13 protein-coding genes and 1 tRNA gene are annotated in these 14596 nt (G+C 64.1%); 6 read left to right on the plus strand and 8 right to left on the minus strand.

Going from position 1 to position 14596, the window contains the following annotated elements; all coding sequences use genetic code 11:
• Positions 1–81: 81 nt before the first annotated feature.
• The 4 genes from BLS26_RS10715 to mobB all read right to left on the minus strand — a co-directional run bounded on the left by BLS26_RS10715 (position 82) and on the right by mobB (position 4226).
• Positions 82–1734, minus strand: a complete 1653-nt coding sequence (locus BLS26_RS10715; RefSeq protein WP_092510844.1) for an OFA family MFS transporter — start codon at positions 1732–1734, stop codon at positions 82–84.
• A gap of 339 nt (positions 1735–2073) precedes the next feature.
• Positions 2074–2343, minus strand: a complete 270-nt coding sequence (locus BLS26_RS10720) for a sulfurtransferase TusA family protein (RefSeq protein WP_092510846.1) — start codon at positions 2341–2343, stop codon at positions 2074–2076.
• Positions 2344–2436: 93 nt separating this feature from the next.
• Positions 2437–3690: a gephyrin-like molybdotransferase Glp gene (gene glp, locus BLS26_RS10725; RefSeq protein ID WP_092510848.1), complete on the minus strand. Its 1254-nt coding sequence runs from the start codon at positions 3688–3690 to the stop codon at positions 2437–2439.
• A gap of 8 nt (positions 3691–3698) precedes the next feature.
• A complete protein-coding gene (mobB, locus tag BLS26_RS10730; protein ID WP_092517920.1) occupies positions 3699–4226 on the minus strand; it encodes a molybdopterin-guanine dinucleotide biosynthesis protein B in 528 nt (175 codons plus the stop codon).
• A 180-nt stretch (positions 4227–4406) separates the two neighbouring features.
• Here mobB and fdhD point away from each other — a divergent pair, with 180 nt between their 5' ends.
• From fdhD to BLS26_RS10745, 3 genes are all read left to right on the plus strand, one after another.
• A complete protein-coding gene (gene fdhD, locus BLS26_RS10735) occupies positions 4407–5297 on the plus strand; it encodes a formate dehydrogenase accessory sulfurtransferase FdhD (protein ID WP_092510850.1) in 891 nt (296 codons plus the stop codon).
• A 40-nt stretch (positions 5298–5337) separates the two neighbouring features.
• On the plus strand, positions 5338–5907 hold the full coding sequence (mobA, locus tag BLS26_RS10740) for a molybdenum cofactor guanylyltransferase MobA (RefSeq protein WP_244541978.1): 570 nt from the start codon (positions 5338–5340) through the stop codon (positions 5905–5907).
• Between the two features lie 99 nt (positions 5908–6006).
• Positions 6007–6258 (plus strand): hypothetical protein, encoded by a 252-nt coding sequence (locus BLS26_RS10745; RefSeq protein WP_092510854.1) that lies wholly within the window; start codon positions 6007–6009, stop codon positions 6256–6258.
• A gap of 9 nt (positions 6259–6267) precedes the next feature.
• On the opposite strand, the gene BLS26_RS10750 is transcribed toward BLS26_RS10745, so the two are convergent.
• Genes BLS26_RS10750 through BLS26_RS10760 form a run of 3 tightly spaced genes read right to left on the minus strand, consistent with a single transcriptional unit; the run spans position 6268 to position 10501 of the window.
• A complete protein-coding gene (locus tag BLS26_RS10750) occupies positions 6268–7398 on the minus strand; it encodes an FAD-dependent monooxygenase (RefSeq protein WP_092510856.1) in 1131 nt (376 codons plus the stop codon).
• A 27-nt stretch (positions 7399–7425) separates the two neighbouring features.
• A complete protein-coding gene (locus BLS26_RS10755; RefSeq protein WP_092510858.1) occupies positions 7426–9375 on the minus strand; it encodes a molybdopterin biosynthesis protein in 1950 nt (649 codons plus the stop codon).
• Positions 9376–9388: 13 nt separating this feature from the next.
• Positions 9389–10501: a molybdopterin-binding protein gene (locus BLS26_RS10760; protein WP_092510860.1), complete on the minus strand. Its 1113-nt coding sequence runs from the start codon at positions 10499–10501 to the stop codon at positions 9389–9391.
• Between the two features lie 181 nt (positions 10502–10682).
• Between BLS26_RS10760 and BLS26_RS10765 the strand changes: the two genes are divergently transcribed.
• Positions 10683–11906: an ABC transporter substrate-binding protein gene (locus BLS26_RS10765; RefSeq protein WP_371360798.1), complete on the plus strand. Its 1224-nt coding sequence runs from the start codon at positions 10683–10685 to the stop codon at positions 11904–11906.
• A 188-nt stretch (positions 11907–12094) separates the two neighbouring features.
• On the opposite strand, the gene BLS26_RS10770 is transcribed toward BLS26_RS10765, so the two are convergent.
• Complete coding sequence (locus tag BLS26_RS10770) at positions 12095–13075, minus strand: TAXI family TRAP transporter solute-binding subunit (protein WP_092510864.1); 981 nt, start codon at positions 13073–13075, stop codon at positions 12095–12097.
• Positions 13076–13185: 110 nt separating this feature from the next.
• Here BLS26_RS10770 and BLS26_RS10775 point away from each other — a divergent pair, with 110 nt between their 5' ends.
• Together BLS26_RS10775 and BLS26_RS10780 are read left to right on the plus strand one after the other, a co-directional pair.
• Positions 13186–14169, plus strand: a complete 984-nt coding sequence (locus BLS26_RS10775) for a Bug family tripartite tricarboxylate transporter substrate binding protein (protein WP_371360799.1) — start codon at positions 13186–13188, stop codon at positions 14167–14169.
• An 80-nt stretch (positions 14170–14249) separates the two neighbouring features.
• A tRNA-Ile gene (locus tag BLS26_RS10780) sits at positions 14250–14325 on the plus strand.
• Positions 14326–14596 lie beyond the last annotated feature (271 nt).

The following is a 14596-nucleotide window of genomic DNA, read 5'->3' on the forward strand; positions in this document are numbered from 1 at the left end:
CTCTGATCTGTTGATTGGTTTTGACGGGATAGCGAGAGGCATCGCGGGACGAGAATTGCCGTCCCGCGATGCGCCCTGCGATCAGAGTATCTTGACGGCGCTTTCCAGCGTCTTCCACACACCCCAGGCGAGCGGGATGCCGACAAAGGCCCAGAACATCGCAGCCCTGGCGTCGAGCCCGCCGAATCCGATGCCGTAGGAGCCCGAAGGCCCCGCAGTGGCGCTCGCTGACGCCGCCTGCAATTTGGCTACCTCGGCCTCGCTCATGTGCCACTTATGGTCGACCGGCTTGATCAGGTAGTTGCAGATCAACCCGGCAATCAGCATCGCACAGAGGATATACATCGTGGTGTTGTAGAGCTGGTCGCGCGAAACGCCCGCCGCGAGCTGGAACTCGCGGATGTAGTTGACCACGACCGGGCCGATGATGCCGGCCGTCGACCACGCCGTCAGCAGACGGCCATGGATGGCGCCCACGAACTGGGTGCCGAACATGTCGGCGAGATAGGCCGGCACGGTGGCGAAACCGCCGCCATACATCGACAGGATGATACCGAAGCCGAGCACGAACAGCAGCTTCGAGCCCATCGCCGCAAAGGTCGGCGCCAGCGCGTAGAGCGCGATGCCGAGGATGAAGAACGTGTAGTAGGTGTTCTTGCGGCCGATCTTGTCCGACAGCGACGCCCAGAAAAACCGGCCGCCGATATTGAACAGCGAGAGTAGCCCGGCGAAGCCCGCCGCGATGCCCGCGATCGTCGCCTTCTGCGTGGCGTCAAGCTGGTTGAAGCCGACATCGGGCAAGCCAATCAGTTTGCCGGCGAAGATCTCCTGCAACATCGGCGAGGCCATGCCGATCACACCGATGCCTGCCGAGACGTTCAGACACAGCACCCACCAGATCAGCCAGAACTGCGGCGTCTTGTGCGCGTCGTTGAGGTGAACGTTGTTCTGCGAGATCATCGCATTGGCTTTTGCCGGAGCGGTCCAGCCCTCGGGACGCCAACCGGCCGGCGGAATCCGATAGCGGAAGGCGCCGATCATCATGAACACGAAGTAGATCACGCCCATCGCGACGAAGGTTTCCCAGACACCGACCGAAGTCGGCGACTTGAAGTAATTCATCAGCAGGTTCGCCAGCGGTGCGCCGATCATGGCACCGCCGCCAAAACCCATGATCGCCATGCCGGTCGCCATGCCGCGACGGTCGGGAAACCATTTCACCAGCGTCGACACCGGCGAGATGTAGCCGAGACCGAGGCCGATGCCGCCGATCACGCCGGAGCCGAGCCACAGCAACCAGAGCTGATGTGTGTAGACGCCGATGGCACCGAGGAAGAGACCCCCGCACCAGCATAGCGCCGATACGAAGCCCGCCTTACGCGGACCGACGCGCTCCAGCCAGCCGCCCCACACCGCGGCGGCGATGCCGAGCAGCACGAAGAACAGGGTGTACATCCACCCCATGCTGGCGACCTTCCAGTCGCAAGTGGTGGTGAACAGCTCCTGCACCAGCGACATGTCGGGGCAGGCCTTTGGCGCGGTCAGACCGATCGCGCGCGAGAGCGGCAGCCAGAACACGCTGAAGCCGTAGGCCATGCCAATGCACAGATGGATGCAAAGCGCGGCCGGCGGCACCAGCCAGCGGTTGAAGCCGGCGGTCGCAATCGTCCGCTCCTTGTCGAGAAACCCTGCTCCGGCGCCGGGCACCGTTCCGGCACTGCTGATCGTCGTCATCGTTGTCTCCCCCTGCAGCCCGCCCTTGATGGGGCGCTCCTGCCGTCTACGATCCCGTTGTCCTCGGCGCCGCAGCGGAGCAATTCCCACATTGTTGCTCCGCACAATTCCAGGATGCGCCGGGATCGATAAGCGCATTCGAGAACCATAAACCCCAGACACCACCCACTATGCCAATTGCGGTTCGAACTTCGGCGAAATTTGGCCTGTCCCGGAACGGTTTTGTGTCCTGCACAAAACGCGACTCCACCTCCGTCAGCCCCACGGAGGAATCCAATTGGGACAGAAGCAGGGACCGAAGTCGATAGGAAAAAGGTAGGTATCACTCAACCGAAGCGCTTACCCGATGACAGGCGGCGCATCATTGGATTTCCCTATCGATCCATTCGTCTTTTCGATCAGGAAAACGATGCGGGTTTCGCCACGCTCGGAGATCTCGACCTTGTCGCCGGTTTCCCGGATCAGGTTGGGAATGTCGATCACCGACAGCGGATCGGTGCAGTAAACTTCGAGGAAATCGCCCGGCGTGATCGCCTTCAGCGCCTTGCGCGTCTTCAGCGCCGGCAGCGGACACTTCAGGCCGGTGAGATCGAGGGTCGTCTTGGTCATGTCACGAACATGGCGAAGCGGGCGCTCACGGTCAAATAGCGCTTTCGAACGAAGTGGCTACCGGTTCGTCAAGAAAACGCATCAAAATGAGTCCTACATCAGGCTGGCGTAGGACAGGAACCCGACCGTCTGGCCGGGCTCGACCTGGGTGACATCTTCGTCGAGTTCGACCAGGCCGTCGGTGTCGACCAGCGAGGACAGCAGCCCTGCCCCCTCGCGCGGAAACTTGACGGCTTCGAGCGTCCCATCCGCGGCCTTGCGCAGGTTGACGCGGACATATTCGCGGCGGGCGATTTTCTTTTTGTAGGTAAAGCCGGCGCGGACCGGCATCGGAACCAGTGCCTCAGGCACGGCGCCCGACAGCGCCAGAACGGTCGGCCGCACCACGTGAACGAAAGTAACAAAACTCGCCACCGGATTGCCGGGCAGGCCGATCAACGGCGTGCCGTCGATGATCCCCATCGCGACCGGGCGTCCCGGCTTGATCGCCATCCGCCACAGCACCAGCGTGCCTACGCTTTCGACCGCTGCCTTGACGTGATCCTCCTCGCCGGTCGAAACGCCGCCCGTGGTCAGGATCAGGTCTTGGCGGCCGGCCACCTGCTGCAAGGCGCGCGCGAGCGAGGCGCGGTCGTCCCTGAGGATACCGAGATCGCTGACCTCGCAACCGAGCCTTGCCAGCATCGCCATCAGCATGAAGCGGTTGGAATCGAACAATTGCGCGGCGCCGCGCGCTTCACCCGGCGAGACCAGCTCGTTGCCGGTCGAGAACACCGCGACGCGGATGCGCCTGACGACGTCGAGCTCCGTCAATCCGAACGCCGCGGCGAGTGCGATATCCTGCGGCCGCAGCCTTCGGCCGGCCCTCAACGCGGCGTGACCTGCGGGGATATCCTCGCCGGCGGGCCGCACATTGGCGCCCGGCTTCAGCCCGGCCGGCAGCACGACCTGGCCGTCTTCGAGGCGGACGTCTTCCTGCATGAACACGGTATCAGCGCCATCGGGCATCGGCGCGCCGGTGAAGATGCGCATTGCCTGCCCCGGTTTGACCGGCGCGGCCGCCGATCCGCCGGCCTGAACGCGCCCGGTGATCGGGAATGCCTGCTCGCTGGTTTGCGGCAGGTCGCGACCCGCCACCGCGTACCCGTCGACCGCGGAGTTGGTGAAAGGCGGCAGCGGCAATGGCGCTGCGATGTCGTGCGCGAGAATCCGGCCGTCAGTCCGCGCGAGCGCAACGGTTTCGACATCCCGCACCGGCGTGACGCGCGCGGCGATCAGGCCGACGGCCTCCTCGACCGACATCATCGGGCCGCCGAAGGCAAAGCAATCGTCGGACAACTGCGCCATCTGCGGGATCAGCCCTCGGCTTCGCTCTTGGACAGTATATCGTCGACCGGCATCGCCGACCGCTGCATCATGGCCGCAATGGCCTCGATATCATCGAGATGGGCGGTGGGAAGCGTGGTTTCAACCGCCGTGTCGGTCGCGATCCCGACCACATCAGGATCGTCGGGAAACAGCAGCGGCTTGGCGTTGGCGGCGCGATAAACCTCGATCTTGTGGTGCGGCTCACGCTTGAAGCCCTCGATCACGACAAGATCGACCCGCGACATCTTCGTCAAAAGTTCCGGCAACCTCGGCTCGCCGGCGCCGCGCAGCTCGTGCATCAGCGCCCAGCGCTGGCTGGAGGACACCAGAACCTCGGTCGCGCCGGACTCGCGGTGCCGCCAGGAATCCTTACCGGGCACGTCGACATCGAAGGCATGATGGGCGTGCTTGATGACGGAAACCCGCAGGCCTTTTTTGAGCAAAAACGGGATCACCCGCGTCAGCAAGGTGGTCTTGCCGGCGCCGCTCCATCCCGCGAGGCCTATTACTTTCATCGCATTCTCCGGCATCCCTCCCGTCATTGCGAGGAGCAACGCGACGACGCAATCCATTCTTCCTTTGCTTTGTAAGATGGATTGCTTCGCTTGCGCTCGCAATGACGTGACAGGCGTATTCGCCCGATCTCTCAAATGCTTTATATCGGCTGACAGCCATTGTCATGCTAACCTGCGGACATGATGAAAATCGACAAGGCCCCCGTTCCCCTGATCGTGCCCAACCCGGATGATCCGCGGCTGACCGAGCGCGTCACCGGGACCGACCAGACCGGCGCCACGGTCGAAATCCGGGTGCCGGTGGAACGGCCGCTGACGCTGTATCTGAACGCGCAGGAGATCGTCACCATGATGACGATCGGCGACTATCCGGAATATCTCGCGCTCGGCTATCTCCTGAACCAGAACATGCTGAAATATGACGATGTCGTCACCGAGGTCGAATATGACGACGATCTCCAGGTGGTGGTGGTGCGCACCGAACACCACACCAATTTTGAAGCGAAACTGAAAAAACGCACGCAAACGTCGGGCTGCGCGCAGGGCACGGCGTTCGGCGATCTGCTCGAAGCCGTCGAAAGCGTAGCGCTGCCGAAGGCCGAGTTGCGCACCTCCTGGCTCTACCAGATGACGCATGCGATCAACACCATGCCTTCGCTCTATCTGGAGGCCGGTGCGATCCACGGCTGCGTGCTGTGCAAGGAAGGCGAGCCGGTCTGCTACACCGAGGACGTCGGCCGCCATAACGCGGTCGACAAGATCGCAGGCTGGATCTACCGCCACGGCGTCGATCCCGCCGACAAGATTCTCTACACCACCGGGCGGCTCACCTCCGAGATGGTGATCAAGACGGTGCGGATGGGAATTCCCATTCTGGTCTCGCGCTCGGGCTTTACCGCCTGGGGCGTCGAGCTGGCGCGACAGGTCGGGCTGACCCTGGTCGGACGCGCCAAGGGCAAGCGCTTTATCGCGCTGTCAGGCCAGGAGCGCATCGTGTTCGACCAGAACCTCGCCTTTGTCGAAGAGGAATCGGCGCGGCACAAGCGCAAGGGCGAAGACCGTGACGACTGAAGTAGTAGGCGTCCTGCTCGCCGGCGGGCTGGCGCGGCGGATGGGCGGCGGCGATAAGCCAATGCGCACCATCGGCGGCCGCACCATTCTGGAACGCGTGATCGCGCGGCTCGAACCGCAATGCGACGGTCTCATTCTCAACGCCAATGGCGATCCCAACCGCTTTGCCGCGTTCGGCCTGCCGGTGATCCCGGACGGCGTCGCCGATTTCCCAGGACCGCTCGCCGGCATCCTGGCAGCGCTCGACTGGGCCGCGGCCAATCGCCCCGACGTGTCGCTGGTGCTGAGCGCCGCCGGCGATTGTCCGTTCCTGCCGCGCGATCTGGTTTCGCGCCTCTATGCCGCGCTGATGTCGGAGAATGCCGAACTCGCCGTCGCTGCTTCCGACGGACAGTCGCATCCGGTGATCGGATTGTGGAGCGTGGGTTTACGCGAACAGCTCCGCCACGCACTGGTGGTCGAGGATGTCAGAAAGATCGACCGCTGGACCGCGCGCTACCGGCTGGCCACCGTGACATGGCCCGTAACGCCGCTCGATCCGTTCTTCAACGCCAACACCATGGACGACATCACTGAGGCAGAACGGCTGGCGACGCTCGACGGCGGCTGAGACGGGTTGTTCGCGCACTTGCAACCGTGAACCCGGTTACCGCCTGCGGCGACTACTGAACGCCGTCCGGACTTAACCGACGGACATCGAGAATTCCAGATGGTCGACTTTCTGTGGGGCGCTTTGACCTTCATCCTTCGGGCGATCAATCTCGTCCTGCGTATCGTGGTAACTATCTCGCGAATGCAGCGGCTTGCCCGGCTGTTCACCGGCAGCGATGCGATCGTCACGGCACCGCCGGAACCGAAAATCCTGTCGCCCGCAGCGCAACGTGCGCTCGCCGAGGCCGAAGCGCGCCGCAACGGCCGCGCCTCTTTCATCGACAAATGTGTCAGCCCATCCTGCAAATAGCTTCGCAGCTCACGCTGCCAGCGGAACGTTCCAGGCGTCGTAGCCATAGACCCAGTCGCCATTGGTTCTTCCGCTGAGCCATTTATTGGCGCGCGAGGTCTGCTGGATCAGCTCCGTCCGCTCCTTCCGCGTCGCCTCGAAGCGGCGAAACGCATCCGCAACCTGATCGCGCTCCATCCCGTCGAGGCAACGCGACAGCACCGCGGCATCTTCGATCGCCATCGCCGCCCCCTGCGCCATATAGGGCGTCATCGGATGGCAAGCGTCGCCGAGCAGCGTCACGTTGCGGTCCGACCAGTGCGCCAGCGACTCGCGATCGACGATCGCCCATTTGTGCACATCCGGACAGGCGGCCAGCACCGTCTCGACCTGGCGGTCGAAGCCTTCGAACGCCTTGCGCAAATCCCTGACATCGCCCTTCGCCGACCACGACTCGATACGAAACTCCGGCTCCGGCTGGCTGGTGACGAGGTAGATCTCGCTGCGGTCCGGCTTGACGTAGTAGATGACGATATGGCGGTCCTCGCCCCACCACTTGGTGCAGTCATCGATTTTCTCAGCCCCGAGCAGAGAGGCAGGATAGGTCGTGCGGTAAGCGATGCGTCCGGTAAAGCTCACCGGTGTGGCGCCGAACAAAATGTCTCTCACCACTGAGTGAATGCCGTCCGCGCCAATCACCGCATCGGCGGTCGCGGTTGTGCCGTTAGCGAACGTCAGCCGCACGCCGCCGCCGGTCTCATCCAGCCCGGTGAGTTTGTGGTTGAGCTTGACGCATTCGTCGGGCACGGCGCTCGCCAGCGCTGCATGCAGATCGCCGCGGTGCGCCAGCAGATAGGGCGCGCCATACTTCTGTTCGGCACTCTCGCCAAAAATCATGTCGAACTTGATTTCGCCGGTGCGCCAGTCGCGGTTGTTCCAGGAACGCGGATAGAACGATTGTCCGCGAAGTCTCTGTTCCAGCCCGAGCCCGCGCAACACCCGCATGGCATTGCAGCCGATCTGGATGCCGGCGCCGAGCCGCGCGAATTGCGTCGCCTGTTCGTAGACGGTGACGTCGATGCCCACCCGCCGCAGCGCCGCGGCGGCGGCAAGGCCGCCCATGCCGGCGCCGACGATCGCTATCGATAAAGGCTTTGGCATCCCATCCCCTGCGCAAATCTATTTCTTTCAGGCCGGCCGAAACCCCGCCTGCTCCAGCGCCGCGCGGCCTTCGTTCGACGCCAGCGCGTCAAGAAAGGCCTGCACAGCCGGCCGCTGCTTGCGCGCCTTCACCAGTGCGAAGTCATAATGCTCTTCGGCAAAGGGAATGAAACCCAGGTTTGATGCATGCGCCACCGGCGCAATGGTCATGCCCCAGTCGGCGCGATGCTGCGCTACGGCCGCCGCAACCGCATTATGCGAGCGCGGCTGGTTCCAGTATCCGTCCGGCGTCGCGCCGCCCAGCAGTCGGTCGATCAGGATGCGGGTGCCGGCGCCCTGGTTGCGATTGACCATGATGCAGGCAAAATCGGCGAGTGCGGCGCGCACCGCCTCCTCGGCGCTCAGACCTTCGAAGCGTCGATCACCTTTTCTGAACACGATGCCCTGCATCCGTCGCCAGCCGGATACGAGTTCGAGCCCGTCCGCGAGATACGGCGTGTTGTAGGTCTCTGTCTTTTCGTTGAACAGATGGATCGGCGCGAAATCGCATTCGCCTCGCTTGGCTGCCGCGAGGCCACCGAGACTGCCGACTGCGATCGAACGTACGACGAGCCCGGCCCGCGCCAGCGGCGCCGTAACCAGATCGAGCCCGGTGCAGTGGCTGCCGACGATGACGAGATCCGGCACCCGCACATGCGGCGTGAATAATGTCACCTCGGCCTGCGCGCCTGCCGGCAGCTGCTCGGCCAGCGCATCGATGCGCAGGAAACCATCGGCCTGCGCAAACGACGTGATCGCGCCGGACCCTTTGCCGGTCGGATAGGCGATCAGCCCGTCCGCGCCTTCGACCAGCGACACCATGACGAATTCGGTGCGGCCAAGTTCGGACGAGATCCGCACCGGAATCTTCGCTGTCACCTTTGCATCGGACCGCGGCGGCAGGCCCGCCATCCGCCGCAGCACCGGCACGATCATGTCGTGAAAGGTGAACATCGCCGAGGTCGGAAATCCCGGCAGGATGATGACGGGTTTGCCGCCGCACACCGCGAGGCACAATGGCTTGCCGGGTTTCAACGCGACACCATGCGCGATGATGCCGGGTTGGCCGAGCCGGCCGATGATGCGGTGGGAGACGTCGCCCGCACCTTTCGAGGTGCCGCCCGAGAGCACCAGCATGTCGCACGTGTCGAGCGCCTGGCGCATCGCGGCTTCGAGCAGCGTTTCGTCATCGGCGATCGCGCCGAGAAACTCGGCCTCGCCGCCGTTCTCGATGATCGCGGCGGTGACGATCGCGCCATTGGTGTCGTAGATCGCGGCCGGCCGCAGCAGTTGACCGGGCTGCACCAGTTCGTCGCCGGTGGAGAGGATGGCGACGCGTGGTCGGCGCGCGACGGCGACCTCCGCGATGCCGCAGGCCGCCAGCATGCCGATCTCGCGCGAGCCGATGACGGTGCCGGCGCGCAGCAACGCCTCGCCGCGCGCGATGTCGGAGCCGGCATAGGATACGAACTGCCCGGGCGAGGCCGCACGGCGAATTTCAATCGCGCGGGGACCAGCCGGCTGGGTGTGCTCGACCATCACGATGGCGTCGGCCCCGCGCGGCACCGGGCCGCCGGTGGCGATGGACGTCGCCGTCCCCGACAGCACCGGCCGCATCGGTGCAACACCGCAGGCGATCACCTCATCGTTCAGCATCATCCTAACCGGCGACGCCTCGCCGGCCGACGCCAGATCGGCCGAACGCACCGCAAAGCCGTCGACATTGGAACGATCGAACGGCGGCACGTCGATGGGTGCCACCACGTCTTCGGCGAGCGCGCAGCCGAGCGCTTCCGCAAGCGGCCGGCTCTCACGTGGCACGTCGCGCGGAAACAGCGCGGCTTCGAACCGCGCCAGCGCATCCTCGCGCGACAGAATGGTCAGGAACTGATCCTGATCGGTATTGTCAGGCTTTTTCGGCTGCGGCGTCTTGCTCATGCGGAAATCCTTATCACTCCCGCAACATATAGGCATCGACACCAGCGCCCGCCGCAAATCCCTCCGAGCTGCCCGGTATCACAAGCCAGGCTTCGGCGCGGGCGATCGCATCGAGCGACAATTCGCCGGCCGCCAGCGTGACCCAGGCGCCCTGCTTTCGTTGCAGCAGCACGATCTCGGCGATGCCGACACCGGAAGCGATCTTGCGCACCAGCGGCAAATTCAGCGTCTTGCGCGGCCGGCGGCCCGACAGCCGATCGAGCGCGGGTATCGCCAGCGTCCACCACGCCGCAAAGGCATGATCCGGCGCGCGCGGCAACACGACCACAGGCGCCATGCCGATGCGGCCGACCGCGGAGGTGCGACCGGGCTGCAGGGCAATGCCATGCGCGAACACCTTTCCGCGTCCAGCCAGCGCCGTCACGCTCGCGTCGGTGCGGCCGACGCCGGAGCCGCCGACGATCAGTAACAGGTCGCAAGCACTGACATCGATGGCGGCCGCGATCGACACGGCATCGCGCCCCGCCGCCGTGAGGCAAACAACATCGGCGCCCGCGATCCGTGCACTTTCCGCGATCCAATCGGCGGTTACCATTCCGCCGGGCACATTGACGACGCGAACGCGCGGACGTCGTACCTCGAGCCGCGCGATTCCTGCGGCACGTGCGATCAAGATATCTCGCGCCACGACACGCCGGCCGGCCTCGACGACGTTGCTTCCCGCGGCAATATCGCCGCCGGCGCGGCGCACCCCCTGCCCCGGAATGGCTTCCGCCACGACCTGCGGGATCGGGCCCGAGATATCAACGGAATCGGAATCCAGCACGCAGTCGCAGCCACCGGGCATGGCCTCGCCTGCCTCGACCCAGACCGGCGTCGCGGGCAAAGGCACCGGCGAATAGGAGGACGCGGCGACGAGATCGCGGGCGCGCAACGCGTAGCCGTCGGCGGCGGCGATGTCATGCGGCGGGTACGCGGCGAGCGGCGGCATGTCGGCCGCCATGCAGCGCAGCGCTTCGTCCAGCGGCAGCGCGACCGGCGGCACCGGTCTCAGCCCGTCCAGCAACGCGGTCAACGCCGCATCGAGCGGGGTAAGCGAAGCCGGCAGGCGCTGGGTTGGGGTCATCGCCCGCCTATGCCCTGAATCGCGCCCGAAATAAATAGAACCGGGCACCAGCCGCCGCCGGTCTCATCCTTCCGGCCAAGTTGACGCGGGCTTCTAATAGTTGCAAATGAGACCAATCGCCGTTAGAAGCCGCCAAAATAAGCACTCGCGGCCAATAGGCCGTGTTCAGGGAGGAGACAGGATGTTCGCCGGGAACCACTCCAGGAATCTATCAAGGCTTGGTGCGCTTGCTATCGCAATGCTGGCATCGACGGCAGCCTTCGCGCAAGTTTCGGACGATCTGGTCAAGATCGGCGTGCTCACCGACATGAACGGCCCGGCATCGACGCCGACCGGCCAGGGCTCGGTGACGGCAGCCCAAATGGCGGTCGACGATTTCGGCGGCAAGGTTTTGGGCAAGCCGATCAGCGTGATCGTCGGCGACCATCAGTTGAAGCCGGATATCGGCGGCGCCATTGCGCGGCGCTGGTACGATGTCGATCAGGTCGACCTGATCGTCGACGTGCCGGTGTCGGCGGTCGGCCTCGCCGTGCAGAACGTTGCCAACGAGAAGAAGAAGCTGTTCATTACCCATTCCACCGGCACCGCGGATTTCCACGGCAAGTTCTGTTCGCCCTACGCGATGCAGTGGGTGTTCGACACCCGCGCGCTCGCGGTCGGCACCGCACAGGCCGTGGTCAAGCGCGGCGGCGATAGCTGGTTCTTCATCACCGACGATTATGCCTTCGGTCATTCGCTCGAGCGCGACGCCTCGACCGTGATCAACGCCAATGGCGGCAAGGTGCTGGGCTCGGTGAAGCCGCCGCTCGCCACCCCCGACCTGTCGTCGTTCGTGCTGCAGGCGCAGGCGTCCAAGGCCAAGATCATCGGCATCGCCGCCGGCCCGCCAAACAACATGAACGAGATCAAGACCGGTTCCGAATTCGGCGTGTTCAAGGGCGGACAGCAAATGGCGGCGCTGCTGGCGCTGATCACAGATATTCATTCGCTGGGGCTGCCGGCTGCCCAAGGCCTGCTGCTGACCACGTCGTTCTATTGGGACATGGACGACAAGACCCGTGAATGGTCGAAGCGCTACTTCGCCAAGATGAACCGGATGCCGACGATGTGGCAGGCCGGCGTCTATTCCTCCGTGACGACCTATCTCAATGCCGTCAAGGACTCGGGCACCGACGAGCCGCTCAAGGTAGCGGCCAAGATGCGCGAAAAGCCGATCGAGGATTTCTTTTCCCGCAACGGCAAGCTGCGCGAGGACAATCTGATGGTCCACGACCTGATGCTGGTGCAGGTCAAGACGCCGGAAGAGTCCAAGTATCCGTGGGACTACTACAAGATTCTCGCCAAGATCTCGGGCGATGAAGCGTTCGGCCCGATCGACCCGGCCTGCGCGATGGCGAAGAAGTAGAACTCATCGTCGTCCCCGCGAACGCGGGGACCCATAACCACAGGTGCACGTTGCCGCGCTGGATGCTTCGGCGTCGCGCAACACTAACTTCAGTGGTTATGGGTCCCCCGATGTGCAATTGCACATCTGAGCTCAGATGTGCAATTGCACATCTGAGCTCGCGCTGCGCCTGGCCGGGACGACGGGAGTTATTTCACCACCCCGATCTCCTTAAAATACTTCATCACGCCGGGATGGATCAGTCCGACATTCGGTGCGGCCGCGACGGTGTTCGCGGCCGTGGTCTCGCAGGCCTGGGGCAGCTTCTTGCACAGCGTGACTTCGATGCCGTGCAAAGTCTTGGCCAGCCGGTAGGCTGTGTCATCCGGCAGGCTTTCGCGTACCAGAATGAAACTCCACGAGCCAAGGGAGTCGATTGCCGCGGTCTGGTTCGGGTAGCTGTTCGCGGGAATCGTCAACGGCTTGAGATACGTGTGTTTGGCGCGGATGCGCGCGATTTCGCCGGCGTCGGGCACGATGAAGCGCGCGCCGCCGGGCGCTTTCGCCATCGTCTCGAAGCCGGGCCAGCCGATGCCTGCGCCCCACAGCGCCGCGGCGCGGCCGTCCTGCACCATCGCAGGGCCATCACCGGCGCGGTCGAGATAGATCGACTTGAAATCCTCGTCCTGCTTCAGCCCGATGCCGTCGAGCATGTAGCGCGACAGGATCGGCAGGCCCGAACCCTTGGCGCCGAACGCGACCGGCTGACCGACGAGATCGCGAATGGTCTTGTAGGGGCTGTCGGCGCGCACCACGAACATGCCGGGGCTGGAATACATCGCGGTGAGAATTTTGAGTTTGGTCGCCGGCCGCCCGATGCCCATGAAGGCTTCGTACGAAGGCTCTCCCGCCACCAGCCCGATGTCGAGCTGGTCTGATTCCAGCAGCGGAATGTTCTCGTTGGAGCCCTTGGTATTGCGCGGCTCGATCGACAGCGTCGGATCGGCGGCATTCATCACTTCGGCAAAGGCGTTGCCATAGAGCGGAAAACCGCCGCCGGGCGTCGCGGTGCCTAAGCTGATCGTGGTCTTGGTCATGGCAGTCATCGAGTTGGATTTGCCTCCATCTTGCGCCGCAGCGCTGCCTGCCAGCAGAAGTACGCCGGCGCAGGCAATATGAGCGAGTTTCATGGTTGGCCTCAAGCGTTGCGTGCGGAATGACCGCAGCCGAGGTTGTAGGCAAGCGCGGGGATCTGTGAAAGCATGTCGCCAAGCGTAACAAGAAAATGACGGGAAGCCTAATGATCGAATTATTGCGCAAAGCATTGCTGGTTTGCATTTTAAGTCTCGTTGGCCATTTTGCGATGGGTACCGCGCCCGCTTCCGCCGCCGGTTATCCCGACCGCCCGGTGAAATGGCTGATCGGTTTTGCCGCCGGCGGCCCGGTCGATATCGTGGCGCGCATCATGAGCCAGTGGCTGTCGGATCATCTCGGCCAGCAGTTCGTGGTCGAGAACCGCGCCGGCTCCGGCGGCAATATCGCCGCGGCCGCGGCGATCAACTCAGCCCCCGACGGCTACACGCTGCTGTTCGTCGCGCCCAACAACGCGATCTCGACCTCGCTGTACAAGAAGCTGCCGTTTGACTTCCTCCGCGACACCACGCCGGTCGCCAGCATCATGCAGCTCACCAACATGCTTGTGGTGTCGAACGCGACGCCGGTGAAGACGGTTCAGGAATTCATCGACTACTGCAAGGCCAACCCCGGCAAGATCTCCTACGCCTCGTCGGGCAACGGCACCTCGGTCCACATGTCGGCGGAGCTGTTCAAGGCGATGACCAAGTGCGACATGGTGCATGTGCCCTATCGGGGCTCTGCGATCGCGTTTCCCGACATCATCTCCAACAAGGTGCAGTTGATCTTCGACAACCTGCCCTCGGCGCTGGAACAGGCCAAGGGCGGCTCGGTGCGCGCGCTCGGCGTCACCTCGCCGCAGCGCTGGCCGACCGTGCCCGATGTGCCCGCCATCGCCGAGACCGTGCCCGGATTCGAATCCGTCGGCTTCTACGGTATCTCGGCGCCCAAGGGCACGCCGCCCGAAATCATCGACATCCTCAACAAGGCGATCGGCGAGGCGCTGAAGGACCCGAAACTGGTGGCCCGGCTCGCCGAGGTCGGCGGCATCCCGAAGCCGATGAGCCCGGCCGAATTCGGCAGGCTGGTCACCGAGGAGACCGAAAAGTGGCGCAAGGTGGTGGAATTCGCCGGCGTTTCGGTCGATTAAGCCCGGCATTGCCGGATCGCGATCCGGCCTGTAAACGATCCCGGCACCGTTGCCGCCGTCACCCGCGGCCATCAGCGGCGGGGCCTGTAGCTCAATGGTTAGAGCCGGCCGCTCATAACGGTCTGGTTGCAGGTTCGAGTCCTGCCGGGCCCACCACGCTTCGCCCTGCGGGCTACGCGTGGCGCAGCCAAGCGGAGACCACAGGGCGAAGCGTGGTGTCCGGCGTAGCTGGAGCGAAGCGAAAGCAAAGACGGACTGAAGTCGAAGGCGAGCTACGGCTCGGCAAGCCATGCTTCCCGGCTCCCCCCAACCAAAATATCGAAAACAACCCCATGCAAAGTAGCCGGTGGACGCTGGTATCGACGTTTCGAGCGACCCCCGCGAAAATATTTTGACACGTCGGGCAAATCAGCGGCACTGTTCCATC

Source organism: Afipia sp. GAS231, assembly GCF_900103365.1.
Taxonomy (GTDB): domain Bacteria; phylum Pseudomonadota; class Alphaproteobacteria; order Rhizobiales; family Xanthobacteraceae; genus Bradyrhizobium.

Coding starts and splice junctions, on each gene's coding strand:
- BLS26_RS10770 (WP_092510864.1), bottom strand. CDS start 13,075: ATGAAACTCGCTCATATTGCCTGCGCCGGCGTACTTCTGCTGGCAGGC.
- BLS26_RS10750 (WP_092510856.1), bottom strand. CDS start 7,398: ATGCCAAAGCCTTTATCGATAGCGATCGTCGGCGCCGGCATGGGCGGC.
- BLS26_RS10745 (WP_092510854.1), top strand. CDS start 6,007: ATGGTCGACTTTCTGTGGGGCGCTTTGACCTTCATCCTTCGGGCGATC.
- mobB (WP_092517920.1), bottom strand. CDS start 4,226: ATGAAAGTAATAGGCCTCGCGGGATGGAGCGGCGCCGGCAAGACCACC.
- BLS26_RS10775 (WP_371360799.1), top strand. CDS start 13,186: ATGATCGAATTATTGCGCAAAGCATTGCTGGTTTGCATTTTAAGTCTC.
- mobA (WP_244541978.1), top strand. CDS start 5,338: ATGGGCGGCGGCGATAAGCCAATGCGCACCATCGGCGGCCGCACCATT.
- glp (WP_092510848.1), bottom strand. CDS start 3,690: ATGGCGCAGTTGTCCGACGATTGCTTTGCCTTCGGCGGCCCGATGATG.
- BLS26_RS10765 (WP_371360798.1), top strand. CDS start 10,683: ATGTTCGCCGGGAACCACTCCAGGAATCTATCAAGGCTTGGTGCGCTT.
- BLS26_RS10715 (WP_092510844.1), bottom strand. CDS start 1,734: ATGACGACGATCAGCAGTGCCGGAACGGTGCCCGGCGCCGGAGCAGGG.
- BLS26_RS10760 (WP_092510860.1), bottom strand. CDS start 10,501: ATGACCCCAACCCAGCGCCTGCCGGCTTCGCTTACCCCGCTCGATGCG.
- BLS26_RS10720 (WP_092510846.1), bottom strand. CDS start 2,343: ATGACCAAGACGACCCTCGATCTCACCGGCCTGAAGTGTCCGCTGCCG.
- BLS26_RS10755 (WP_092510858.1), bottom strand. CDS start 9,375: ATGAGCAAGACGCCGCAGCCGAAAAAGCCTGACAATACCGATCAGGAT.
- fdhD (WP_092510850.1), top strand. CDS start 4,407: ATGATGAAAATCGACAAGGCCCCCGTTCCCCTGATCGTGCCCAACCCG.